Raw genomic sequence first — 13,864 nt, 5'->3', positions numbered from 1 at the left:
CGAATGCGTTGGTTCGGATTGTCACGACCGGCCGGTGGCCGTGCGGATCACGGCCGCAAGCTCGTCCATATCGTCATAGAGCGCCTTGCTGTGATGATAGAGCCGGTCGAAAACCGGCTGGACGTGGCGATAGATCTCCACCCAGGCGGGGTCGGGCGCAATTTCCCGGGCGTAATGGACGAAGGCTTCGGCGGCATCCTCGGGCCGCGAGAAACGGCCGGTCGCGGTGGCGGCCATGGCGGCGCAGCCGACGAGGCCGCATTCCGGCTCTTCCGGCACCAGAAAGGGCGTGTCGAGCACGCTCGCCTTGATTTTAAGCCAGAGTTCGGTGCGGGCGCCGCCGCCGGCCGCGATCATCCGCTCCAGCCGCTTGCCGGACGCCTGCTCCATGATGTGGGCGTGGCGCGCCATGGCGAGCGCTATGCCTTCGAGGATCGCCCGGTGCAGATGCTCCAGCCCGTGGCCGGCGCCGAGGCCGAAGAATTGCGCCCGGGAATTGCGATGCCGGCCGAGCCGCTCTCCGGTCAGGAACGGCATGAACAGCAATGCGTCGGAGCCCGGCGGGGCTTCGGCGGCGCGCCGGACGATCTCGTCGTAGCCGAGCGTCCGGTCGTGGAAGGCGCGTCGCGCCCAGCGCATGCCGTCACCGCCGGTCTCCAGCAGAACGAAGGGGGCCCAATTGCCCTCGATGGTGGCGACATTCGAGATTTCGGGATCGAGCAGCGGCTTTTCGGCGATCAGCGTGATGATCGCGCCGGTTCCGGTGCTGTCCGAACCGAGACCGGGGCGGCACGCGCCGGAGCCGAGCAGCGCCACCGGATAGTCCGCGCCGCCGATCATGACCGGCGTTCCGGCGCACAGTCCCGTTTCGAGCGCCGCGCTTTCGGTGATCCGGCCGATGATATCCAGCGGATTGCGGATCGGCGGCAGCAAGCGGGCGTCGAGGCCCATGCGCTCCAGCATCGCCGGCGACCAGGCGTGGGTCTGCGGGTTCATCAGGAAACTGCAGGAGGCGTCACCGGTGTCCATGGCGATTTCGCCGGTCAGGCGGAAGTTGATATAGTCCTTGGGCATGAGGGCGACGGCGCTGCGCCGATAGGCGTCCGGATCGTTGTCGCGCACCCATTGCAGCTTGAAGCCGGGCCAGGCGGGGGTGGGCGTGTTGCCGCTTTCGGCAAGATAGCTCTCCGGTGCATTCCCGGCTTCGAAACGCTGGACGAGCGACAGCGTGCGCTTGTCGTTCCACAGTGGAGCCGTCTCGCGGGTGAGCCGGCCGGCGTCGTCAAGCAGGACGAGGCCGTGCATCTGGCCGCAGACCGCGACCATGGAAATGCGTGCGCGCGCGCCCTCGGCCTTTTCAAGAACCGCGCGCACGGCGGCGCAGGCGCCGCTCCACCAGTCGAGCGGTTTCTGCTCCGCCCAGCCGAATTGCGGCACGATCTGATCATGCTCCTGCGCGGCGATCTCGACGATCCTGCCGCGCGTATCGAGAAGGGCGGCGCGCACGCTGCCCGTGCCGACGTCGATTGCGAGAAAAAGCTCCGCGGTCATCTGGAGACCTCCCTCAGGGCGGCGAGCACGCCGGCCAGTTCCCTTTGCTGGTCGGCGGCCGCGCGATAGGCGGTGAGCGCCGCTCCATAGACAGGCTTCGTATCGGTGGCGGGATCGCTGCGGTCCTCGATGGCGTGCAGCTGTCGGATCGGCTGGAAATCGGGCCAGATTCCCAGACCGACGAAAGCCAGCGCCGCCGCGCCGAGCGCCGCCGCCTGCTGGTCGATCGCCGTCTTGAGGAGTGTGCAATCGAAGACATCGGCAAACACCTGCCGCCAGAAGGGACTGCGTGCACCGCCTCCGACGACGATCATCTCGTCGTCGATCGCGGTCATGCGACGCAACTCGTCGAGGGCGACGCGAAGGCCGAGCGCAATCCCTTCGAGCGTCGCGCGCAGGACGTCGGCGCGGCCGTGTTGCAGATCGAGCCCGACGAAGCCGCCGCGCACGGCAGGCCCGCCCTCGAAGCTCGTGCCGCCGCCAAGCGTGGGAACGAAGATCAGTCCGCGTGCGCCGGCAGGCGCCTCCGCAGCCAGCCGGAACAATGCGTCATGAAAATCGCCGCCTCCGGCACGGGCGGTCTGCCTGAGATCGGACAGCAGGGTGTCGGCGACCCAGTTGAGGCTCGTGCCGGAAGAAAAGATCGATGTGGCCGAGATGAACATCTCCGGCACCACATGCGCGAAGACGAAGGGCCGCACCCGCTCGTCGAGAAGCGGCCGGCCGGAGGCGACGGTGATCCAGCTCGACGACCCCATGGAGGCATAGGCGTCGCCTTCCTGAAAGGTGCGGCCTCCGAGCGCCATGCAGCTGTTGTCGACGCCGCCGGCGATCACCCTGACGCCGGGGGGCAGACCGAGCCGGTCGGCTACCTCGGGCAGAATCTCGCCGAGAACGTCGGTCGAGGCGACAATCCGTGGAAACAGCCCGGACGCAAGGCCCGCCGCTTCGACAAGTTCGGGCGCGTAGCGGCCGGCCGCAAGATCGTAGACGCCCGTGCCCGAGGCATAGGACGGGTCGGTGGCGATGCATCCGGTCAGCCGCAGGTTGATATAATCCTTGGTGCCGATGATCGTCCGTGTGCGCGCAAAGATCTCCGGTGCGTTGTCGCGCAGCCACATGGCCTTGAAGACCGTATAGAGGGGGGCGGGAAAGCCGTTGCCGGTCGTATTGTACCAGGCCTGCGGATCGATCCGGGTGAAGAAGTCGGCAGCTTCGGCGGTGGCTCGGCCATCGGACCAGATCGGCACCTGCGCCTGCAACAGCCGGCCCTCTCCGTCGAGCGGGATGCATCCGAGACTGTGGCCGGAAAGGGAGATCGCCCGGATCGCCGCGGCGTCCACGGCCGGATTGCGCAGAAGGAGCGAGAGGCTTTCGCAAATGGCGTCCCACCAGTCCTGCGGGCGCTGTTCGTGGCGGGAGGCGGCGGGGTAGAAGGTCTCGTAGGAAACGACCTCCTCCGCGATGCAGACGCCGTCGGGACGGAAGATCGCCGCCTTGACGCCGCCGGTGCCGAGATCGAATGCCGCTACGGTGTCGGTCATGGCATCAGTCCGCCTTGCCGGCGATATCGAGGCGGCCGCCGGGCAGGGCGTCGCACTGGCGCAGGAGATCGACCGCCACCTGCGTGTTGATTCCGAAGCGGGTGACGCCGAGGCGCACCATGTCGGCGATGCTGTCCAGCGAGCGGATGCCGCCCGAGGCCTTGACCTCGACGGCATCCCCGACCGTCGCGATGATCAGCTTCAGGCGCGCGAGCGTCGTGGCGTTTTCCGTCCAGCCCGTCCCTGTCTTCACGAAGGCGGCTCCGCTTTCGGCGACGAGAGCGGCGGCCGTGCGGATTTCCTCGTCCGTCAGATGGGCAAGTTCGAGAATGACCTTCAGCGGCACGGGTGCGATGGCTTCCACGACGGCGCGGATGTCGGCGCGGACATAGTCGAGGTCGCCGGATTTCAGGCGCCCGACGTTGATCATCATATCGAGTTCCTGCGCGCCGCTTGCGACGAGCTCGGCCGCTTCGGCGACCTTGGTACTGGTCGTATGGCCTCCGGAGGGAAAGCCCACCGGCCCGCCCACGAGCGTCGGTCCGGCCGCCGGAACGAGGCTTCTCAAGAGGGGCACGAAATTCGGCAGCACATGGGCTGCGATGAACCCTTGCGAAACGGCGATCCCTGCAAGCTCCCGCACGTCCGCCTCGCCATGGAAGGCCTGCACGGCGCTGATGTCGATGAGGGCGGCGAGATCGCGTGACCGAAGCGAGGTCGGGTGGCGAGGGCGGGGGGCGGGCTTGCGGGGTTCGTCCATCGTCATGTCTCGTTGCTCATGCGCAGGTAGCGAAGGTTGCGCTTCATTCCAGTGAAAAGTTCAACGTGCTCGTCGCCGCGTCGCAGCGCCACGCTGGTCGACAGGATGTCGATCACCGTCAGGGCGGCGATGCGGGAGATCGTCGGCGTATAGATATTGGTGTTCTCCAGTGTCTCGACCGTCAGCACGATGTCGCAGAAATCGACCAGCGGCCCGTTCGAGCCGACGATGCCGATGATGAGGCAGCCGCTTTCGCGCGCCCGGCGCGCGGTCTCGATGATCGCCAGCGTCGCTCCGGTGTTGGAGATCACGACGGCGACATCGCCCGGCTTCAGCATGGACGCCACCATGATCTGCTGGTGGGCGTCGGTTTCCGCGCCGCAGGGCACGCCGAACAGCGGAAACTTCTGCTGGGCGTCGCGCGCGACGATGCCGGATGCGCCGAAGCCGAAGAACTCGATGCGGCTCGCCCGGCAAAGCGCATCGACGGCCTGGCCGACCCGGGCGAGGTCGAGATGATTTCGCACCCAGTCGAGACTGGTGATCGTATAGTCGAAAATCTTCTCCGCCACTTCGGCCGGTTGGTCGCTGCCGTGAATGACGGAATGGGTCGCCGGCATTCCAAGCGCGAGGCTCTGGGCAAGCCGAAGCTTGAAATCCTGGTATCCCTGACAGCCGATGGAGGCGCAGAAGCGGATCACGGTCGGCTGGCTGACATGCGCCCATTCCGCCGTTTCGGCGATGGTCGCGTTGATCACCCGTTTGGGGTTGGCAAGAACGAGTTCCCCGACCTTCCGGTCGGACTTTCGAAGCTCGTTGCGTTTCATGCGGATGACTTCGAGTATGTTGTCGTTTCCGTGATTGCTTTTGGGCTGGAGCGTGCTGGTTGACATAAGACCCTCGGGTTTACCTGGACAATCGGTATTCAACCGACAGCTTTGCCCGATGGACTTGTGCCCCGCAATCGGCCGCCGCCGATTTGGCGTCGATCGCCGCAGGATCGGCGGTGTTGAAGGCGAACATGCCGTAATGATGAGCGATCATGTCGCCGGCGCCGATCCGCTCCGCCAGGCGGCACGCCTCCTCCAGCGTCAGATTGCCGGCGATGCCGGCCTTCAGGAGTTCGTCGCTGCGGCCGTTGACCGGCAGTAGGGCAAGGTCGATCGCCAGTGGGGCAATCTCCTCCGCGAGCCCTTCGAAGGGGATCGTGTCGCCGGAATGATAGATCCGGACGCCTCCCGTTTCGATCACGTAACCGAGGAACCGATGCCAGCCTTCGGCCGTCCGTTCGAGCGTTTCATGCGCGGCGCGCACGGCGGTGATGCGAAGTCCCGGAAGAGGTTCGACCTGTTCTCCCGCGTCGATGGCGATCAGCCGCTCGTCGCCGACGCCGATGCGCGTACCGGCCGCCTCGATTGCGGCGCGGGGCACAAGAAACCGGCATGCCGGACTGGCCGTGGCGAGCGGCCCGAGCGTTTCGGGGTCCATGTGATCGGTATGCTGATGGGTAACGAGCACCAGATCGACCGGGCCGAGATCCGCGGGCCGGATCGGCGCCGGCATCATGCGCTCGTGTTCGAAATGCTTGCCGCGATATTTCTCCGCCAGACTGTCGGAAAGATAGGGGTCGATGACGATCCGATATCCGTCGCCGACGATCGCGAAGCCTGCCTGCCCGAGCCAATAGAGCCGGATGTCGCCCGCCGGCGGCATCGCGAGCCGCTCGGCAAGTGTTTCCGGAAAAGACGCAGGCGACAGGGTGGTCATGCGGCGTGCTCCGTCTCAAGGGCGGCAAGAAGATTGGCAACGGCGATCGCCGTCGCCTTGCCGACGCTTTCATCGGTCAATCCGCCGATATGACTGGTGGCGATCACCTTCGGATGCAGGGCCAGCGATCCCGGCGGCGGCGGCTCCTCGGTGAAGACGTCGGTGGCATAGGTCTGGAGCCTGCCGGTGTCGAGCGCGTGACGAACGGCGTCCTCGTCGACCAGCACGGCGCGGGCGGTGTTGACGAGAACGGCATGCGGATGCATGGCGGCGAGGCGGGCCGCGTCGACCACGGGCCGGCCGTCCGGCGGCGCGGGGCAATGGAGCGAAACGATATCCGCTTCCGCGAAAAGCGTATCGATATCCGCCCATCGGAACGGGCCGGAGACGTAGACTTCCGGGCGGAAGGGATCGCAGGCGATGATGTTCGCGCCCATTGCGGAGACGGTGCGTGCGACGCGCCGGCCGATCGCGCCGCAACCGACGATCCCAACGGTGCGTCCGGCGATCTCCCGGCCCCGGGAGCGCGGCCAGCCGCCCGATCGGATGCCGGCCGCTTCGTCGGGAATGTGACGCAGGGCGGCCAGCATCAGGCCGATCGCCAGTTCCGCCACGCCCACGGCGTTGGCGCCTTCCGCCTTGACCACCCGGATCCCCCGGTCTTGCAGCAGGGACAGCGGTAGATTGTCCACGCCGGTACCGTTGCGACTGATGGCGCGCAGGCTGCCGGCAGCGGCTACCACCCGTTCCGAAACCGGTTCGACGCCGGCCAGCCAGCCCACGCAGCCCGGAACGAGATCGAGGAGTTCCGCCTCGTCCGGCATGCGGCCGGGGGTGGAGAACACCAGTTCGAAGCCCGCTTGCCGCAATGCATCGAGTTCCGGCGGCGGATCCAGCGACAGGGAGCGGGGCGTGATGAGAACGCGTTTCACGGCATCATCCTTTCGCCGCCCCGGCCGCAATATGTGAAATCTCCTCGAAGGAGGGGCCGGATGTCGGGATCTCGATGTCGAACACTTCGGCGATGACCTGGGTCCAGCCATGCAGAAAGTAGGTCCAGCCATCTTCGATTTGCAGCGCACGGGCCGCCTTCTGCCGTCGCGCCTGCTCAAGGAACACGAGGTCGCCGCGATAGTTCAGGTCCCAGGCGATGCCTTTTTCGGGAAAAATGCCGGCGTCGCTGATCGGCGAACCGGGGGCGTCCTTGCCGAGCCCCGTGGCGTTGATCACCAGCGAGCCGGGCTTCAGGGCGGCCATGGCTGCGTCGTTTAGTTCCGGCCGGTCCGCAAGGACATAGTCGATGGGAACGCGTGCGTTCATCGCCTGATGAATCCGTCGCAATTCATCGAGACGCGGCTGCGAGCGGTTTGTCACGACGATGCGGGAAGGTACGTCGAGCCCGCGTTTTTCCTGCATCAGATGCCAAGTGATGGCGATGGTCGAGCCGCCCGCGCCCATCGACAGGACCTCAGCGCCGGTGTCGGCGAAATGGCCGGCTGGAAGAAAGCCGTCCATGGCGAGGCCGGAGGAGATCGGATCCTTCGCATGGCAGATGAGCGCGCCGTCGCGCTTGGAAAGGCAACTCGTCTCATGCATGAGGCGCGCATGCGGGTCGATCACGTCGAAGAGGTCGCGCGCGGCGTTGAACAGGTCGATCTTGTGGGTGGTGACCAGCGCTCCCAGCGAGAGCGGATCGGATTTGATGAAGGAGACGGCCTCGCGATAGGCGGCGGGGTCGGCGTGCAGCGGAAAGTCGATACCCTTCAAGACGGCATCCGTCAGCCCGAGGTGTCGCGCCCAGGCAGGAAAGACCCGCATGATCGAGCTTTTCGCCGTCGTTACGCCGATGAAATAGAACGTGGGCCGGGTGGCGGCTTCATAACGGCTCATCTCAGGGTCTCCCGTCTGTTTCCGGCGTTGAGAACCGCCGTCGGGTCGAAACGCGTACTCATGCGGAAGCGTCCTTTTCTTCATTTCCATAGAGGCGGGCGATCGTCGCGTCATCGCGTTTGCGCCAGCCGGGGTTGTCCATCTGCTTCCAGCCGCCCTTGCCGTCATCGACGATGCGCGCACGCATCCCCCCGGCCTTGGCGATACAGTCGTAATCCTGGCCGGAATCTGCCGGATAGCAAAAGAGCATGACCAGTTCGCCGTCGCCGACGTTGACCGAACGGTGGATCCAATAGGGCGGCACGTAGCAGACCGTTTGCGGCCCGACCGGCACGATGCGGATTTCGCCTTCCGGCGATTCCATCAGCATGAGGCCCCGGCCCTTCTGGCCGTAATAGATCTCCGGCCGGTCGGATCGCTTGTGGATATGGCCGCGCGTCATGAAATATTCTTTCCCGACCTTCCCCGGCAGCATGCGGGTGACGCCGAAGATGAGATCGCCGGAACGCTCGTTCGGACGGAATTCGGAAACCTCGTAGACGACCCTGTCCCCCCATTCCGCGACCATCGCGGCAAAGACGGCGTCATCTTCATAGAGGCCGGCAAGGTCGCAAAACCGCTTCTGGTAGGCGCCCGTCGCATGGCTCATGGCGCCGGTTTCCAAATCGACCTCGCAACCGGCGGGCTCGAACAGCTTTGTCAAATCAGTACCCCGTATCAATGGTTTTCATGTCAGACGACGGTGTAGCCGCCGTCGATCATCAGGTTCGCGCCGTTCACCATCGCGGCCGCGCCGCTGGCGAGATAAAGGACCGACGCGGCGATCTCCCAGGGCTTGGCGAAGCGGCGCGTCGGAATGGCTGCGCGTGCACGCTCGCCCTTTTCCCCGGCCCAGCCGGTCAGCCCGAGTTCCGTCTCCACCACCGTGGGCGACAGCGCGTTGACGGTGACGCCGTGCGGCCCCCATTCCAGCGCCATGCAATTGGTCATGCCGACGATGCCGGCCTTGCTTGCGCAATAGGCGACATGGCCTTCGATGCCGATCACCGCCGCCTGGGAGGCCATATTGACGATGCGGCCGGATTTGCGCGCGAGCATGCCGGGAGCGACGGCGCGGGCCATGAGGAATGCACCCTTGAGATTGATCGCGAGCGTGCGGTCCCAATCGGCGGTCGGATAGCTTTCCGCCGGCGCCAGCGGCCCGATGCCGGCATTGTTGACGAGGATATCGATCCGGCCGAAAGCGTCGGTCACAGCCCCGACGGCCTGCTCGACGCCGGGCTCGTCCGTCACGTCGACGATATGGGCGAGATGCGAGGGGCCGAGGGATGCCGCGACCTGCGCGACCGAGGCGTCCCGGTCGAGAAGGGCGACCCGCGCGCCCTTCGCCGCGAAGGCTTCGGCGACCGCCTTGCCGATGCCGGTGGCGGCACCGGTGACGACCACGGTCTTGCCGCCGAAGTCGAGCAGGTCGTCAGGAGAAAGGGCTTCTGTCATCATCGCGTTCCTGTTCAGAATTCCTGGCCGGTGTGGGTGATCGTCATCTCCTGGAGGTTGACGGTCTGCGGCAGCTGATAGGCAAAGAGCATCGTCCGCGCGATGTCGCAGGCGTCGAGCCCGCCGTCGAGCAGTTTACGGCCACGATCCCAGAAATCGTAGGCGTTCTCGTGCGTTATGGTCTTGTCGATTTCCGATTTCGCGACCCCCGGCGAGATGACCATGACCCGCACGCGATAGGCGGACATGGTCTGCCGCATGCCCTCGCTCACCGCATGAACGAAATGCTTGGTGCCGCCATAGACATCGTGATGGGGGTAGACCTTGCGGCCGGCGATCGACGAGACGTTGATGATGGTGCCGTGACGACGTTCCTTCATGCCGGGGGCGACGGCGTGCATGCCGTTGAGGACGCCGAGGCAATTGATGTCGATCAGGTCGCGCCATTGCTCCGGATCCTGCTCGTCGAGCCGGGCAAGCCTTGAGATTCCGGCATTATTGATCAGGCAGTCGACCGGGCCGAAGCGTTTTTCACCTTGCTCGATCGCCGCCGCCAACGCACCGAGATCGCGGACATCCGCCTCCACGGCAAGCGTGTCGGGAAGGCCCATGGCGTCGATCAGGGCCGGCCGGCGGGCAACGAGAAGCAGAGGATAGCCGGCGGCGGAGAAGACGCGGGCGGTTTCCTGCCCGATGCCGGCGCTGGCGCCGGTGATCATTACAAGCGGTTTCTTTCCGGTCATGGTCATGCGCCTTTCGAAATCACCGGATGCTGCGGGAAAAGGCGTCGAGCGCGAGGATCGCGTCGCGAACGGCCGGGACGGTGATATCGACCGGGGTCGCGTAGATGATATTGCCCGGCCGGCAGGCCGCCTCGGCCACCTGCCCGATCTTGGCGGGCACGTCTTCGACGATGCCGAGATCGGCGAGCGTCGTCGGCAGGCCGATGCTGCGGCAGAAGCGGATCATCGTCTCGATTTCGCTGCGCTCCCGGTTTTCCAGCATCAGCAGGCACAGGGTGCCGAAGGCGACTTTCTCGCCATGGAAGTGGCCATGGACCTCGGCAAGGACCGTCAGGCCGTCGTGGATGCCATGGGCGGCCGAGCAGCCGCAGTTTTCGAAGCCGAGCCCGGACAGCAGGGTGTTCGCCTCGATGATATTCTCCACCGCCTGCGTCAGCAGTCCCGCCTCGACGGCGATCCTGGCCTGCAACGCATCCCGCATCAGCACCGTCTGGCAGTGGCGGGCGATCGCCATGCCGGCCTCGGGGGCGGGAAAGCCGCCGGCGACATAGTTGTCGGTGCGCGATTCGATATTGGAGCGCGCCTCGAACCAGGTCGAAAGCGCGTCGCCGATACCGGCGACGAGGAAGCGTGCCGGCGCGGCGGCGACCAAGGCGGAATCGACCACGACGGCATCCGGATTGCGGGGAAGCCGCAGCGATTCCTCGTAAATGCCATGCTCGCTGTAACGCACGGCGATGGCGCTGCAAGGCGCATCCGTGGACGCGATGGTCGGGGCGATGACGATGCGGGCCCCGATGTCGACGGCGACGATCTTGGCGGTATCGGCCGTCTTGCCACCACCGATGCCCAGCAGGACCTCGCTGCCGTGCTCCAGCGCGATCTTGCGCACCCTTTCGATTTCGGATGTGCAGCATTCGCCGCCGAACCGTTCGAAACGGATATCGAGCCCGGGACTGCGCCCCCTGTCGATCCGCTCGCTGAGCTGATCGAACAGCGCCTTGTCGATCAGCGCGAGGACGTGCTTTCCAAGAGGCTCGAGATAGCCGGAAAGCCTGTCGATCTCTCCGGCGCGCTGGATGTATTTGTTCGGACCGCCAAATGCCCGTGCCATTCCCGTGCTCCTTCCTGTTGTGATCGCCCCGTCTGGGTCAGTGACCGGATCTGTGGCCAGATCAGTGGATCGTGTAGCCGCCGTCGATCGTCAGGACAGAGCCGGTGACGTAACTGGCGGCGTCGGAGGCGAGGAACAATACGGCGGACGCCACCTCGCTGGGCCGTCCCGCCCGCGCCATCGGAGTCATGCCCAGCCAGACCTTCGACCACTCCGGATCGTCCAGTCCGCCCTGGGTCATGGCCGTCTCGATGTACCCGGGCGCCACGGCGTTGACGCGGATGTTGCTTGTCGCAAATTCGCCGGCGAGCGATTTCGTCAGCATATGCACGCCTGCCTTGCTGGCGTTATAGGCAACCTGATTTTGCGGCAGATTGCTGATATAGCCGGAAATCGAACCAACATTGACGATCGCCCCGCCGCCGGCGGCGACCATCGTCTCGATCGCGGCGCGGCAACACCAGAACAGCCCGGTCAGATTGGTGGCGATGACCTCGTCCCAGGTTTCCGGCCGGACCTTCAGGCTGTCGCAGTGACGGGCGATGCCGGCGTTGTTGACGAGGATATCGAGCCCTCCAAGCGCCGTCGCCGCCCGCCGGACGAGGTCTTGCGCTCCTTCTTCTCCGGAAACATCCGCTGGCAGGAACGTCGCCTCGATCCCGAGGGCCTTCAACTGGTGCGCGGCGCGCTCGCCTTCTTCGGACGAACGGGAGGAAATGGCGACCCGTGCTCCGGCCTCGCCGAGCGCTTGGGCGCAGGCAAGGCCGATGCCGCGACTGCCGCCCGTCACAAGGGCGGCGCGGCCATTCAGTTTGAAAAGTTCAGCGTACACGGTCCCCTCCCGGCAAGCGCCTTCTCGGTATCCCCTAAAAATGTAGTTTAATTACCTTGACAATCCGATGTCAATCGGAAACTCTCAAGCATGAGGATGGAGATTGGGCAAAATACCGCTGTTTTCGGTAGATTTTACCCATGCTGCTTATTAAAAAGGTAGTAAAGCTACGGGAGGCGACCAATGACAGGTCGGCGTTGCTTATATTCCTGCATGCACCGGACGGGATGTGTCGCGTCAGCTGCGGGGCGCGCGCCGGCGTCCCTTCGAGGGGGCGGGTGGGGCTTCTTCCGCGCGGGCGACAATGGCTGCGAGATAGTGTTCCCGCGTTCCCGTAATATGCGCTTCCATGAGCTCCACGGCTTCCTCGTCGTTTCCGGCCGCCACCAGCCCGGCGAGTTTCTGATGTTCGCAGAAGGATTTGGCGTTGAGCGAGGGGGCAAGGGAAAGCCGGTTTCGCAGGGCCTGGACCCGGAATGCGATCAGTTCGAACGCCTCCATCAGATATGGATTGCCGGCCAGATCGAAAAGCGTCCGGTGAAATCCCCCGTCAAGGGTGCGATAGAGTTCGGTATCGTCGGCATCCAATGCGTGCTGCATTTCCTTCACGGTCTCCGCCCAACGATGGCTGAGGGCCTTGCGGTCGGCCGCAAGGCTCATGCGCAGCGCGGCGATTTCGAGGATCTCGCGCAGTTCCGACAGTTGGCGCACCTGGCCGGCGTCCATGTCGAAGACGAAGGAGCCGCGCTGCGCATGCACTTCGATGAGGCCCTGCCGCTTGAGGATCATCAGCGCCTCGCGCACCGGCGTTTTGGAGACGCCGAGTTCGGTTGCAAGCGCAATTTCGGAAAGCGGCTCGCCGAGTTGAAACTTGCCGCGCACGATGCGGCTGCGGATCTCCTGCGCCGCCTGATCGGTCAGGGATGGTCCGCGGTCGAGTATGCTCATGGAGTCCTCCTTCCTGATGGTGGCCGGCGTGTAGCCGGACCCATCTCCTGTTTACACTAAGATATCAGATATGATACGCCAGTCTATATCGGCTGCAATCTCTCAGAGTTTCGATATGTCCGTTCAAACCCTAGTAGCCCCTGACGTTCTGGAAGCGCGAGTCGAAACCGCGTTGCGGGCGGCCGGCGCGTCCGGGGAATCCGCGGCTGCGGCGGTGCGCGCGCTGATGCACGCTTCCCGGATCGGCGTGGATAGTCACGGGGTTCGCCTGGTCGTTCATTATGATCGGGTTCTGCGCGGTGGACGCGTCAACGGCCATCCTGAAATAACCGTGAAGCGGACCGCTGCGGCGACCGCTGTCGTCGATGGCGACGACGCGCTCGGACATCACGCGGCCACCGTCGCCATGGAAAAGGCGATCGAGCTTGCGCGGGAAAGCGGTATCGGTGCGGTCGGCGTCGTCCGGTCCTCGCATTTCGGAGCGGCGGGCGCTTATGCGCGTATGGCGGCGGAGGCCGGCATGATCGGCTTCGCCACCACCAATTCCGACAGCGTCGTGGTGCCCTTCCAGGGGCGCAACGCCTTTCACGGCACCAACCCGCTGGCCTTCGCCGCGCCGAGTGGTGGAGAGCGCCCGTGGCTGCTGGATATGGCGACGTCTTCCATCCCGTTGAACCGGCTGCTTCTTTTCAAGTCGCTCGGCCGTCTTCTGCCGGAGGGCGTTGCCGTGGACGAGAATGGGGTTTCGACGGTGGACCCGGCCGCCGGCCGCACGCTTCTGCCGCTTGGCGGGGTCGACTTCGCCTTCAAGGGCGCCGGGCTTGCCGGGGTGGCGACGGTGCTGTCGGCAATCCTTCAGGGCGCGACCCTCGATCCCGATTTCATCCCCATGGTCGGCAGCGGCGATTACGCCACCCCGCGCCGGATGGGGCATTTCCTTCTGGCGATCGATCCGGGCCGCTTCGGCGGTCATGAGGTGTTCAAGGCCGGCATGGCCGCCTATCTGCGCGCCCTGCGGGAAAACCCGGCGCAGGAGGGGGCGGACGTGCTGGCTCCCGGCGACCGGGAATGGCGCATCGAGGCCGAACGCGCCCGGACCGGCATCCCGATCGATCCCGATACCGCGGCTTTTCTCGGTTTTCGACCGGGGTCGATGGAACCGGCGGGCAGGGCCGGCGAGACTTTACGCACATAGCGCAACGCGCGCCGGGGCAGGGA

General features: G+C 65.4%; 14 protein-coding genes. 1 reads left to right on the top strand and 13 read right to left on the bottom strand.

Annotation, left to right across the window (positions count from 1 at the left end; all coding sequences use genetic code 11):
• Window positions 1–21 precede the first annotated feature (21 nt).
• The 13 genes from KYK29_RS07680 to KYK29_RS07620 form a co-directional block, all read right to left on the bottom strand.
• Window positions 22–1,551: a xylulokinase gene (locus tag KYK29_RS07680; protein WP_254690302.1), complete on the bottom strand. Its 1,530-nt coding sequence runs from the start codon at window positions 1,549–1,551 to the stop codon at window positions 22–24.
• On the bottom strand, window positions 1,548–3,095 hold the full coding sequence (locus tag KYK29_RS07675) for a xylulokinase (RefSeq protein ID WP_254690301.1): 1,548 nt from the start codon (window positions 3,093–3,095) through the stop codon (window positions 1,548–1,550). Before KYK29_RS07675 ends, KYK29_RS07680 begins: the two co-directional genes overlap by 4 nt.
• 4 nt (window positions 3,096–3,099) lie before the next feature.
• Window positions 3,100–3,855 carry a deoxyribose-phosphate aldolase gene (gene deoC / locus KYK29_RS07670; protein WP_254690300.1) on the bottom strand — a complete coding sequence of 252 codons (756 nt, stop codon included), beginning with the start codon at window positions 3,853–3,855 and terminating at the stop codon, window positions 3,100–3,102.
• A 2-nt stretch (window positions 3,856–3,857) separates the two neighbouring features.
• Entirely contained in the window at window positions 3,858–4,748 is an 891-nt protein-coding gene (locus KYK29_RS07665) for an SIS domain-containing protein (protein ID WP_254690299.1), read from the bottom strand.
• 13 nt (window positions 4,749–4,761) lie between these two features.
• A complete protein-coding gene (locus tag KYK29_RS07660; protein ID WP_254690298.1) occupies window positions 4,762–5,622 on the bottom strand; it encodes an MBL fold metallo-hydrolase in 861 nt (286 codons plus the stop codon).
• Complete coding sequence (locus KYK29_RS07655) at window positions 5,619–6,554, bottom strand: phosphoglycerate dehydrogenase (protein ID WP_254690297.1); 936 nt, start codon at window positions 6,552–6,554, stop codon at window positions 5,619–5,621. The genes KYK29_RS07660 and KYK29_RS07655 overlap by 4 nt, the downstream gene beginning before the upstream one ends.
• Before the next feature lie 4 nt (window positions 6,555–6,558).
• A complete protein-coding gene (locus KYK29_RS07650; RefSeq protein WP_254690296.1) occupies window positions 6,559–7,512 on the bottom strand; it encodes a shikimate dehydrogenase family protein in 954 nt (317 codons plus the stop codon).
• A gap of 58 nt (window positions 7,513–7,570) precedes the next feature.
• Window positions 7,571–8,215, bottom strand: a complete 645-nt coding sequence (locus tag KYK29_RS07645) for a glucose-6-phosphate isomerase (RefSeq protein ID WP_254690295.1) — start codon at window positions 8,213–8,215, stop codon at window positions 7,571–7,573.
• A 29-nt stretch (window positions 8,216–8,244) separates the two neighbouring features.
• Window positions 8,245–9,009, bottom strand: coding sequence for an SDR family oxidoreductase (locus KYK29_RS07640; protein WP_254690854.1), 765 nt, complete (start codon window positions 9,007–9,009; stop codon window positions 8,245–8,247).
• A gap of 14 nt (window positions 9,010–9,023) precedes the next feature.
• Complete coding sequence (locus tag KYK29_RS07635; RefSeq protein WP_254690294.1) at window positions 9,024–9,752, bottom strand: SDR family oxidoreductase; 729 nt, start codon at window positions 9,750–9,752, stop codon at window positions 9,024–9,026.
• Between the two features lie 19 nt (window positions 9,753–9,771).
• Window positions 9,772–10,866, bottom strand: coding sequence for a glycerol dehydrogenase (locus KYK29_RS07630; protein ID WP_254690293.1), 1,095 nt, complete (start codon window positions 10,864–10,866; stop codon window positions 9,772–9,774).
• 61 nt (window positions 10,867–10,927) lie between these two features.
• Window positions 10,928–11,698, bottom strand: a complete 771-nt coding sequence (locus KYK29_RS07625) for an SDR family NAD(P)-dependent oxidoreductase (protein WP_254690292.1) — start codon at window positions 11,696–11,698, stop codon at window positions 10,928–10,930.
• A 237-nt stretch (window positions 11,699–11,935) separates the two neighbouring features.
• Window positions 11,936–12,646 carry a GntR family transcriptional regulator gene (locus KYK29_RS07620; RefSeq protein WP_254690291.1) on the bottom strand — a complete coding sequence of 237 codons (711 nt, stop codon included), beginning with the start codon at window positions 12,644–12,646 and terminating at the stop codon, window positions 11,936–11,938.
• A gap of 115 nt (window positions 12,647–12,761) precedes the next feature.
• Here KYK29_RS07620 and KYK29_RS07615 point away from each other — a divergent pair, with 115 nt between their 5' ends.
• Window positions 12,762–13,841: an Ldh family oxidoreductase gene (locus tag KYK29_RS07615; protein ID WP_254690290.1), complete on the top strand. Its 1,080-nt coding sequence runs from the start codon at window positions 12,762–12,764 to the stop codon at window positions 13,839–13,841.
• Window positions 13,842–13,864 lie beyond the last annotated feature (23 nt).

The sequence above is a fragment of the Shinella daejeonensis genome (assembly GCF_024281235.1).
GTDB lineage: Bacteria > Pseudomonadota > Alphaproteobacteria > Rhizobiales > Rhizobiaceae > Shinella > Shinella daejeonensis.
The sequence above is the reverse complement of the archived record's forward strand: the minus strand, read 5'-3'. Positions and strand labels throughout refer to the sequence as shown.

Excerpts from the sequence above, each read along its gene's own strand:
- KYK29_RS07680 (WP_254690302.1), bottom strand. The coding sequence starts at position 1,551 with ATGACCGCGGAGCTTTTTCTCGCAATCGACGTCGGCACGGGCAGCGTG.
- KYK29_RS07675 (WP_254690301.1), bottom strand. The coding sequence starts at position 3,095 with ATGACCGACACCGTAGCGGCATTCGATCTCGGCACCGGCGGCGTCAAG.
- deoC (WP_254690300.1), bottom strand. The coding sequence starts at position 3,855 with ATGGACGAACCCCGCAAGCCCGCCCCCCGCCCTCGCCACCCGACCTCG.
- KYK29_RS07665 (WP_254690299.1), bottom strand. The coding sequence starts at position 4,748 with ATGTCAACCAGCACGCTCCAGCCCAAAAGCAATCACGGAAACGACAAC.
- KYK29_RS07660 (WP_254690298.1), bottom strand. The coding sequence starts at position 5,622 with ATGACCACCCTGTCGCCTGCGTCTTTTCCGGAAACACTTGCCGAGCGG.
- KYK29_RS07650 (WP_254690296.1), bottom strand. The coding sequence starts at position 7,512 with ATGAGCCGTTATGAAGCCGCCACCCGGCCCACGTTCTATTTCATCGGC.
- KYK29_RS07640 (WP_254690854.1), bottom strand. The coding sequence starts at position 9,009 with ATGACAGAAGCCCTTTCTCCTGACGACCTGCTCGACTTCGGCGGCAAG.
- KYK29_RS07635 (WP_254690294.1), bottom strand. The coding sequence starts at position 9,752 with ATGACCGGAAAGAAACCGCTTGTAATGATCACCGGCGCCAGCGCCGGC.
- KYK29_RS07630 (WP_254690293.1), bottom strand. The coding sequence starts at position 10,866 with ATGGCACGGGCATTTGGCGGTCCGAACAAATACATCCAGCGCGCCGGA.
- KYK29_RS07620 (WP_254690291.1), bottom strand. The coding sequence starts at position 12,646 with ATGAGCATACTCGACCGCGGACCATCCCTGACCGATCAGGCGGCGCAG.
- KYK29_RS07615 (WP_254690290.1), top strand. The coding sequence starts at position 12,762 with ATGTCCGTTCAAACCCTAGTAGCCCCTGACGTTCTGGAAGCGCGAGTC.